This window comes from Methanomethylovorans sp. PtaU1.Bin093 (assembly GCF_002067275.1).
Lineage (GTDB): Archaea > Halobacteriota > Methanosarcinia > Methanosarcinales > Methanosarcinaceae > Methanomethylovorans.
The window spans coordinates 1-9,618 of the sequence record NZ_MVQX01000077.1; the positions used below are offsets into that span (position 1 = coordinate 1).

The 9,618-nt window shown below is 45.7% G+C and carries 13 protein-coding genes and 1 pseudogene; 4 read left to right on the forward strand and 10 right to left on the reverse strand.

The genetic code is table 11. The features are described 5' to 3' along the window. A partial coding sequence (locus tag A4E24_RS08650) for a DUF531 family protein (protein ID WP_292352884.1) occupies positions 1 to 183 on the forward strand: 183 nt, incomplete at its 5' end. Between the two features lie 21 nt (positions 184 to 204). Here the strand turns inward: A4E24_RS08650 and A4E24_RS08655 are convergent. The 6 genes from A4E24_RS08655 to A4E24_RS08680 form a co-directional block, all read right to left on the reverse strand. Continuing rightward, positions 205 to 1,683 (reverse strand): phenylalanine--tRNA ligase subunit alpha, encoded by a 1,479-nt coding sequence (locus tag A4E24_RS08655; protein WP_292352885.1) that lies wholly within the window; start codon positions 1,681 to 1,683, stop codon positions 205 to 207. 30 nt (positions 1,684 to 1,713) lie between these two features. Continuing rightward, entirely contained in the window at positions 1,714 to 3,012 is a 1,299-nt protein-coding gene (locus A4E24_RS08660) for a tryptophan--tRNA ligase (RefSeq protein ID WP_292352886.1), read from the reverse strand. Positions 3,013 to 3,120: 108 nt separating this feature from the next. Continuing rightward, positions 3,121 to 4,338, reverse strand: coding sequence for a radical SAM/SPASM domain-containing protein (locus A4E24_RS08665; protein ID WP_292352887.1), 1,218 nt, complete (start codon positions 4,336 to 4,338; stop codon positions 3,121 to 3,123). Then, complete coding sequence (locus A4E24_RS08670; RefSeq protein ID WP_292352888.1) at positions 4,325 to 5,113, reverse strand: ATPase domain-containing protein; 789 nt, start codon at positions 5,111 to 5,113, stop codon at positions 4,325 to 4,327. The genes A4E24_RS08665 and A4E24_RS08670 overlap by 14 nt, the downstream gene beginning before the upstream one ends. An 83-nt stretch (positions 5,114 to 5,196) precedes the next feature. Next, on the reverse strand, positions 5,197 to 5,805 hold the full coding sequence (locus A4E24_RS08675; protein WP_292352889.1) for a translation initiation factor IF-2 subunit beta: 609 nt from the start codon (positions 5,803 to 5,805) through the stop codon (positions 5,197 to 5,199). Positions 5,806 to 5,838: 33 nt separating this feature from the next. Continuing rightward, positions 5,839 to 6,357: a 50S ribosomal protein L16 gene (locus A4E24_RS08680; protein ID WP_292352890.1), complete on the reverse strand. Its 519-nt coding sequence runs from the start codon at positions 6,355 to 6,357 to the stop codon at positions 5,839 to 5,841. Between the two features lie 220 nt (positions 6,358 to 6,577). On the opposite strand from A4E24_RS08680, the gene A4E24_RS08685 reads away from it, so the two are divergent. From A4E24_RS08685 to A4E24_RS08695, 3 genes are all read left to right on the forward strand, one after another. After that, positions 6,578 to 7,123: a molybdenum cofactor biosynthesis protein B gene (locus A4E24_RS08685; RefSeq protein ID WP_292352891.1), complete on the forward strand. Its 546-nt coding sequence runs from the start codon at positions 6,578 to 6,580 to the stop codon at positions 7,121 to 7,123. A gap of 117 nt (positions 7,124 to 7,240) precedes the next feature. Continuing rightward, entirely contained in the window at positions 7,241 to 7,942 is a 702-nt protein-coding gene (locus tag A4E24_RS08690; RefSeq protein ID WP_292352892.1) for an ATPase domain-containing protein, read from the forward strand. Positions 7,943 to 8,050: 108 nt separating this feature from the next. Continuing rightward, positions 8,051 to 8,311, forward strand: coding sequence for a YhbY family RNA-binding protein (locus tag A4E24_RS08695; protein ID WP_292352893.1), 261 nt, complete (start codon positions 8,051 to 8,053; stop codon positions 8,309 to 8,311). A gap of 9 nt (positions 8,312 to 8,320) precedes the next feature. On the opposite strand, the gene A4E24_RS08700 is transcribed toward A4E24_RS08695, so the two are convergent. The 4 genes and pseudogenes from A4E24_RS08700 to A4E24_RS08715 all read right to left on the reverse strand — a co-directional run. Continuing rightward, positions 8,321 to 8,644, reverse strand: a complete 324-nt coding sequence (locus A4E24_RS08700; RefSeq protein WP_292352894.1) for a DUF190 domain-containing protein — start codon at positions 8,642 to 8,644, stop codon at positions 8,321 to 8,323. Positions 8,645 to 8,667: 23 nt separating this feature from the next. Continuing rightward, entirely contained in the window at positions 8,668 to 9,048 is a 381-nt protein-coding gene (locus tag A4E24_RS08705; RefSeq protein ID WP_394334458.1) for a fluoride efflux transporter FluC, read from the reverse strand. Further along, positions 9,029 to 9,403, reverse strand: coding sequence for a fluoride efflux transporter CrcB (crcB, locus tag A4E24_RS08710; protein ID WP_292352896.1), 375 nt, complete (start codon positions 9,401 to 9,403; stop codon positions 9,029 to 9,031). The genes A4E24_RS08705 and crcB overlap by 20 nt, the downstream gene beginning before the upstream one ends. Before the next feature lie 5 nt (positions 9,404 to 9,408). Continuing rightward, positions 9,409 to 9,618, reverse strand: a pseudogene (locus tag A4E24_RS08715) (molybdopterin molybdenumtransferase MoeA); the annotation flags it as partial.

A 9,618-nucleotide genomic window follows, 5' to 3' on the forward strand; every position in this document is an offset into this window, starting at 1 on the left:
TACCTGCTGCTTGTCGGCCTTGGCAGGAAAGGCCTCCCTAAAGAGATGTTCGAACAGGCACCCCTTCACCTTGATATCACCTCAGCCGGCATATCCCTGGAAACCTGCACAGCCATCGGATGCATCCCCGCTTATATCATGGGCATAGTGCACACCAGGCAAAGTTCAAAAGCCCAGTTTTGAGAATGGATAAAAAAGAGGCTTTCAAAGCCTCGGAGAAGGGGTCTTGCGCAGCCAGTCGATATCCGACTGGTATAATTCGCGCAGGTCCTTAAGGTCCAGTTTGAGCATTGCCAGACGGCTTACTCCCAAACCCCAGGCAAGGACAGGGTACTTGATACCAAGGGGGTGGGTGACTTCCTTTCTGAACACGCCTGCGCCCCCAAGCTCTACCCAGCCCAGACCTTCAACGTATACTTCAGGTTCCACACTGGGCTCAGTATAAGGGAAGTAGCCTGGCCTGAAGCGCACGTCCTTGAACCCCATCCTGTGATAGAACTCAGAAAGCAAGCCCAGGAGATTGGCAAAGGTCATATCCTTATCCATTACCACACCTTCCAGTTGTTCGAACTCCGGGGTGTGGGTTGGATCGATAGTTTCCCTGCGGTATGCCCTGTCAATGGAGAATGCCTTGATCGGAGGCTCCGGATGATCAGCAAGGTATTTGATGGTCACAGCAGTGGTATGTGTTCTGAGGACATTCTTGCAGGCGATATCCTCACTCCACCTGCCTCCCCATCCCTTTGATGCAAGGTCTCCCCCGTGCTCATGCATAGCACATACCTTGTATTTATACTCCTCAGGGAGTTCCGATGTTTCTTTAAGGTGGAAAGTATCCTGCATTTCCCTTGCGGGGTGGTCCTGTGGCTGGAACAGGGCATCGAAGTTCCAAAAAGAGCTCTGTACGATATCTCCTTTTATTTCAGTGAAACCCATTTCCAGAAAGATCTGACGCATCTGGTCGATAAGGCGCTGATATGGATGCACCTTAGCCCCATATACAATACGGGGCGGTGTATGAATATTATAAGGTCTGAACTTTTTCTCTTTCCATTCTCCACTCTTGATCATCTCGGAAGTAAGCTGAGCAACCTCTTCTTCCAGAGTGATACCTTCCCGCACAAGTTCCTCACCACTGGCAGTGATCCTGAAGGTCCGCAGCTTTTTCTCGTTCCTGTTCACAAGCTTGCGTTTTATGAGTTCCTGGGTAATAGCGTTGTCAACTCCAAGCTGTTCAGGCGTTACCTCCCCACTGCTCAAATTAGTAAGGGCTTTTTCATCATCACCGATATCTGCCTTACCCGAAGGGATCACATTGCCCTGCTCTATATTGGCCCATCCCTTGCGGCGAAGCCATCCTGTAGCGATACCCACTATTTTAGGCGATACTTTTTCCTTCAGTTCTTCCAGAGAGGTCGGGCCAGACATGGCTAAGATCATTTGCCTCTCGGGAAGACCGGACCTTGCATACTCTTCGCCTTCGGAGGTAAGATTGTAAGTTTCTATAACCTGTTCCAACACATCAGCAAGTCCTTTCTCCTGCAGCATAAAGGCAGACTGGGTAACTGTTTCGACCTTCAGTCCGGTGATCTGCGCAAGTTCTGCAGGGGTCAAATTTCCTTGCTTCCCCAGACCTATCAGAACAACTTTCTCGTTAGTGGTAAGATTATACTGGTGGTTCATTGTCACACCTGGTCTAAGCGATCATTGAATTCATAAGCAATATTCATCAAGTCTTTCCCTGGCAAGCTCTCTTTTTTCCTGGTGGTCCTTCAGGAACTTTTCCATTCTTTCAGCAGCCAAGTTCTTACAACTGCCGCAGGTTCTCTGTCCTGTGACACATTCCTCACGTATCTGCAAAAGTTCCTGATCATCTTCCATGAGATGGAAAAGCAAAAGCTCGTAGACAGAGCATTTATCAGGCTCCCCGCCCAATTTCTTTTGTTCCTCAAGGCTTATGCGGCCCCCGGTCTTTGCACGTTTTACCTTTTTTGCACCTTCCTTTGGTTCATCGAGAAGAGCTATATGGCTTTCAGGGATACTACTTGACATCTTCCCACCCTGAAGGCCGGACATGAATCGATGATAAGTGGCCGCAGGCGGGACAAATGCATAACCTCCATAACGAAGCTCGACGTTCCTTACCGTCTTTAACAACTCTTCAAAGTTGTCGGCATCAAGAACATCCAGATGGCCTTCAAAAAGTTTTGTACTGCCGGGAATCGTATCATGCAGTTCTTCCAGTGCTCCTTCAGGAGCTGCTTTACTGCGTATGCTAAAATAATGATTTCCGTCTTTATTCTCTCTGCCTTCTATTTTGAACATGTTCATCTTATGGCCAAGTCCGCGGGTAAGACGGATATGCGGATCCTGGTCAGCACCTACAGGTATAACGGTCGGTTTTGGTCCGCCGTACTCCTCAAGCTGAGGATGAAGGATATCAGCACTCTGCGTTACTGCACTTACCATATGGGAAACACTTGTTTCTCCGGTGAATCCGTAGATGGCACTTAATTCTGAATAATTTACCTTGGAGCCGAGTTCAAAAGAAAGGTCCTTTACATTATCTGAAGTGGACTGGAAATAAATGTGTCCATGAGGTTCAAAACCAAGGGCTATGAGGCTCAATATATACTCATTGATGCCCGTATCCCTGCATTTCTCCCACGAGATGCCTCTTACGGAATGTGCTTCGCGGTCAGCTATTCCCACAAAAGCATCGGCTCCTTTCTGCTGGTGCCATATTATCTCTTCCATAACCATCTTGTGTCCAAGATGTATTCTGCCGGATGGCATGAATCCACTCATCACGGCAAAAGGTTCCTTATTCTGGATTGCATCAAGCACATGCTCATAACTGCGATGGCCGAAGATCACTTTTCTGCGCATTAACCTGTGAGGATCCTCTATGCGGGAATATAAGCCATCTAACGGCATTATACCAAATTCCTCAAATAATTTGGAATAATCTTCGATATTCGTTGAACTCCATGGATCGATTTTTACATTCATGAGGGATCTAGGTCCTGTTTATATTGATATGTATCATGTATGCCCCTGGCTACCTGGCAATAGTAGAAACACGTAGTTATATGTAAATGTTCTTGTTGTGGATGGGGATCATCTGGGTTCTTTTTCCAGCAACCTGAAATCATATGGTGCTGACTCATCCTGAGGTATGCTTCTCACCAGTCCAAGGAATGCAGGTTCGTGCATTTTGCAGGTATAACGCTCTCCCCTGTAATGTGAACTTTTACGTATCCTTTTCCATATGGTCTTCAGTGACTCTTCACGGACGTTACCATAGCTGAACGGAATATAAGGACATGGTTTCACAGAGCCTTCAACACATAGGTGTAGCCAGCGCTGGCCTGCCATGCATCCCAGCATACGGCCTTCAAAATAAGTATTTGCAAATATACGCGGACCATCTTTTGAGGAATTGATACGCTGATACATATCCAGGATCTCCTTACGCTGCAGATCTGAAAGGATCGGGTCGTCTGGCTTCTTAGGGATACTTTCCCACAAGGAAAATTCATGCACTCCCAGAGATGCTGCCATTTCATACATTGCAGGCAGTTCTTCTATGTTCCGGGGAGATACATGGGTGCACATTGTGACCAGCAGCCCGGCCTCAAGTCCCATTTTCATAGTAGAGGTGGCCTTTTCAAAAGCACCTTCAAGCCTGCGAACTTCATCATGTTTTTGTGGTTCAGTGGAATAAATGCTCACCAGCAGATTGTACAAGCCTGCTTCTTTGAGTCTTCTTGCGGCCTCGGGGGTCATTTCAGTACCCGGGGTATACATATTGACAATGGCACGCTCTTTATCAACATATTCAATAAGCTCAAATATGTCCTCCCTAAGCATAGGGTCCCCTTCTGTAAAAGTGATTATGAAGGCCCCCATGTCCAGTGCTTCATCAATTACTTTTTTCACTGAGGAAATGTCAAGTTCGCCTTCCCCGCCACTTATAACACAATGGGCACACTGGCACTTACATTTGCGTGTGATCTCAAAAGATACGGTCTCTGGTACATATCTGCCAAGTGCTGTCTGGATCTCGGCAAGTAACAGTCTGTTGAAAGCTTTGCTGGGGATAGGTGGGAGCCATGTGGAAGCAACAATATGATCTTCCGTTACAAGAGCTGGTTTTTCTTCCTTAAGACGGGAGTTGATCCTGTCCAGAAAAGGGGTGCATGGCCTTTTGAGCCCCCCTTTTGCCTCCAGTTTGACAAAAGCCCCATTCTTATGTAATTTTATGGTGAGCCCTGGAATAGATACAAGAGTGATGTCAGCTTCAGGACCTTCTGAAGGATGTTCAGCGGAATTCATCGATATTCTCCTTTTTTTGGGGAATGCTGCAGAAAATTTCTGCTTTCTCACTTAGGAGGGATCCATGGGGATCAACAACCAGCCCTGAATCGGTGATCCTATACTGGTGAATGGATTCGTCGTGTTTGACGCCCCTCATCTTAAGGATCTCTATAAAGCGTATCCTTTCATTTCCAATCCTTGACATATTGAGGGAAATAACACCCTCTGCAAGATACTCCTCCACATTGAAAATATCTTGCCCATATTTATCTTCACTTGAGATAAGGGTTGTGCAGTACAGGTTCTCTATATTCTTTATAAATTCCAACAACATGAATCTGATGTTGACCGGATCCTGCGATATCTTCAGTGTTGTGATGGAATCAATGAACAGGCGCTTTGCACCAATCTGCTGTACATTCTGATATATCTGATTAATGACGCCTTCAAGTGTCATTTCTTCAGCATCTACCTTTTCATCTGTCATTGATCGTTTTATGTATCTGCTATACTTAAGTGGGTCAGTCCGGACGATCCTGAGCTTGTTCTCTTTTACCAGCCTTTCAAGATCCCAATTATGACGCCACATATTGCGCATTATTCTGGCGGGGGATTCGTCAAAAGTGACATAAACACCAGTCTCATTGTATTTGGTGATACCCTCATAAAGATACTGTATCCCAAAAGTAGACTTGCCTGCTCCCGGCCCCCCGGTAAGCAGGATCACATCATCTTCGATAAAGCCGCCTTCGATCAGTTCATCAAAACCAGGTATTCCAGTAGGCACTCTCATAAAAGGACCTTCAAGCAGTGTTGGATAGTAAATTATATTTCATGTTATATAATCTACTATTCCCGTATGCCTGTCTATGCCCTTTAAACCCTTTCTGCAAAAGCCAGATTTCCACTGATCCTCTTGATCCTGGCTTTAACAGTTTGTCCTTTGGAAGTGTTCGGAACGAATATGGTGTATTTGGATAACTTAGCTATCCCGTCGCCTTTCGAACCGACGGAATCTATCATCAGTTCATATTCCTTTCCTTCTTCGATCTCATCTTTTGGGGCCTGAGCTACTGCACGTCTCTTTTTGACCGGTCTGTGGCCACCACATGCCGAACATCTGAGCATCAGCACCCTGTCGACCTTGACAAGCTGCGTATCCGGACGACCACATTCAGAACAGATAACATACTCCTCAACATAGGCGTCGATGTTGGATTTGAGCATCTCTTTAGTGAAACGTCCCTGGAATACCGCTCTGCTTCCTTCGATCTTACCCGCAGTACCTAGTTCCCGGGTCAGGTACTTCATCAAGTGGTCCGGGTCCCTGTTAAATACATCCGCTATGTTGCCAAAATTGTCAAGGATAGTAGTTTTTCCTTCAACCAATACCCTGGGTTCGGGGACCACAAAACGTTCACCAGTGGTTTCCATGTCAGGCAGGTCGGCCAACGCGCGGTCAAGCAACTTCTCATAGCTATCCATGTCTAATACCTCAGGAACGCCGGATATAAAGACTTACTGTACAAGTTCCAGTCCCTGGTCTATTACTATTCTCACAGGTGTGGGAAGCTTCTGACCTGCACGCCTTAGTGCATCCTTAGCGACAATATAATTCTCTTTGTTCACGGATACTGTGAAGACCTTCTGGCCGGCAGATACTCTTGCAGCGGTTCCTACGTTCTTTCCGTAGGCACCTCTCATACCGCTTGATACACGGTCTGCACCTGCGCCCGTTGCCTGCTTGTTCTCTCTTAGAACCTCGTGGGGATATACCCTGAGCTTCAAATGATAACCTGTACGTCCGGCTGCATTCATTATAGCCCTGTTGGCAGTGATACGGGCAGCTTCAAGAGCAGTGTGCCTTATCTGGCATCTCTCTTTGACAATAAGGGAGAGCTTTACGGGGAAATCTTCAGTTTTACTACCCATGTCGTAGTGGATGACCTGGCTTCCAGGAACACCACCCATATATTTCCTGCGGGTGAATGAACGTTGTCTGACGTTCCTATACATACTTGCTGGCTTTCTTACCATGAATAAAATCTCCTTTAAGTTATGAATAAGTCCTCAGAATAGAATCTGGCTCCTTATAGATAATGTAGGTATTTGAATCTGTTGAGTCCTCTGGTAAATTACTCAGAGTAGAGGCTCTTCCTTTACTACCTTGGAGTTTATAAGCCTTATTCCTCAGTGTCTATATGCCTTGCTGAGCATCGAGCGGTTCATATAGGTTATCCTTATATATGTACTGTGTATGCAATCCTCAACTCCCCTGTCCCACAAACAACATATAAAAGGGAATCTACGATTTGCACTCATAACAGTTTCAACATCACGATTCAATAAATACGGCTCCGCTATATCTCCACAAGAGTCTGAAGACTTATCTGGGGATCGGATGTATAATATGGTTCAAGAGAATGGGCATGAGGTCGTATCCTATTCATTGGTTCCCGACGATCCTGCCTGCATCCGGGATCTGATCTCTCGTCTGATAGACGAAGATGTGGATGTGATAGTAACCAGCGGAGGTACCGGATTAAGCCCTGACGACGTGACCATAGAAGCCATATCTCCTCTGTTCCATAAGGAGATACAAGGTTTTGGGGAATACTTCAGGTATCTTAGTATCGGACAGATAGGCAGTTCTGTGGTCCTTACAAGAGCATGTGCCGGTATAGCGGACAATAAAGTTATATTTTGTATTCCGGGCTCACCAAACGCAGTAGATCTTGCTTTTTCAGAAGTGATCCTGCCTGAGGCAGGTCATATTTTAAAACATCTTGGAAAGGTAGCATAAAAAACTTCCTATAATACCTGTTATATACTAGTAAAGATATTATGCATCGCGACAATTTACCAAGTAGATAGATGATATAAGGACAAATGATAAATATAATCGCTCAGAAGGTTGTGCATGGCAGGATATTCATTAGGCATCAAAGAGCTGGATGAGATCCTTGGTAATATCAGGGAGGGGACGAATATCATGATGATAGGTCCTCCTATGAGCTCTAAAGATGAACTTCTTAACCTGATAGTATACAACGGTTTTATTAATGGCAATTCATCTATAATTGTATCCACCCGTGAGCCAGGAGAAAGGTTCTTTGAATGGTTTGAGCGCAATGGAATTAACATATCTGATGCTAGCATAGGTGTAGTTGATTGCGTTACAAAGACCCTTGGAATGGGCGCTCCGGAGACCGAAAGGATAAAACGTGCATCAAGCCCGGTTGATCTGACAGGTATTGGAGTTAAGATCAGCCAGTTCTTTGAAGACTTCGTGATGAAGAGAAGGATACCTCAGAACCGGCTTTGTATCAACTCATTGTCAACGATCCTGATGTATTCCAATCTGCAGACAGTGTTCAAATTCCTTCATGTATTCACCGGAAGGGTGAAAGCAGCAAACGGATTAGGAATATACGTTGTAGAGGATGGAATGCATGATCAGCAAACTATAACTACTCTGCAGCAACTTTTTGATGGAATGATCGAGATCCGCGCAAGCGGTGAGCACCACTGTGTACGTGTGGTGGGATTAACTCCAAAACCAACTCCTTGGTTTGAGTATGAGATCGAAGGTAACCACCTGAAGCTTCAAGAATGTAAGTGAAGGAAAGGCTACCCGTAAAACCAATCTATATTCGCTCATGTGCCCCTTTAATGCTATTGAACTTTTATGCCACAGAGTATTTGAACATGAAATAAATTGGGAATAGTTATGGACAAAGATAGGTTACACGAACTAAAAGCAGAAGCTTCGCAATTGAAACCAGTAATGAACATTGGTAAGAACGGGATCACTGAAACCGTAGTGGGAGAGATAAAAAAGCATCTTAAAGCCGATCACCTGATAAAAATAAAAATGCTGAAAAGCTCCCGGGAAGAAAAAGATACAATAGCTATAGCAGAAGAACTGTCACAAGCCACTGCCTCCGAGGTAATAGAAATAAGAGGCAATAACGTGGTGCTGTACAAGTGAATAAGACTATTATTTGATCTCTGAAGGAGGTATTACCTCCACTTCCTGCAGGATCATGAGTTCACGAGGCAGCATCTGCCGTAATTCCGGGATTATTGCCCGGATCTTATCCTCTGCGTCTACTGCCTGCACTATTATGGGCAGGTCTGCACCAAGTCTGAGCACGTTCGCCGTATGGATCACGTGATCGACACCATAACCTTCTATGCAGTGATGCACTGTTGCTCCTGCAATGCCTGCCTTTTTAAAGAACTCGATAACAGCATGGTATGCAGCCTTTCCACGATACGAATCCTTTTCGCTCAGGTATATCCTAAGGATCACATGTTTCATTATATTTTATTATCTGACGCTTATTAGATTAAGTTTACCAGCAACTGGCCTGCCTTTACCGATGCGAGGCACATGAAAAGGTTAAGCCCTATATTGAAGACAAAATAAGTTAGCTCATTCTCTTCCAGCAGGCGGAAACTCTCGTAGGAAAAAGTAGAGAAAGTAGTGAATGATCCTAAAATACCGATGTTGACAAAATGCACGATGCTCCCGTTAGCTCCTGAGAATGTCAGATATGATAGGATGAAACTTCCGATGACGTTCACCGTGAGGGTGCCTGTAGGTATCACAGATGATCTTGGCACTGCTCCGGCTACAAGGTAGCGCAATATAGCACCTATAGTGCCTCCGATGCCCACAAGCAATACCGCTGAGTATGGCGTGCTACCGCCTCCGTCCCAGATAGATCATACAGGCCCGCCCCAGTAGAACACCAAACAGCCCTGGCAGTATATTGGCACAGATGAAGATCACAGAAGCTATAAAGCTCATCTGGAAGGCATATACTGCAAAGCTTGAAAAGGTCGTGAACGAGCCCAAAAAGCCTATACCTGCGAACAGGCGAACACGGGTGGGGACATAACCCAGGAACTCACTGTGATACATGAGCAAGCCCAGACAAAAGCTCCCCAGGACATTGACTGCCAGAGTGCCCCGAACAGATGTCAGGCTCTCGCAGAACGCGAACCTGGTCACTGCACCCAGAAATCCTCCGCAGCCTATTGCCAGGAGATCTTTTACATCCCAGTCTCTGGACATTCTTACTACTCGATCAGCACTACATCGACTTCGCTTGCTTTCTCATATCCTTCGACATGTTCCGGTATGATTACGAATCCCTGGGATCTGGCAATGGAACTAAGGATACCGGCACCGGCGGTCATCAGGGGATGAGCGATACTGCCATCGAGTATAACCCTGGCATAGCTCAGATACCCTTCACGCGAGGTGATCTTGGAGCTCAGCTGTGCCTT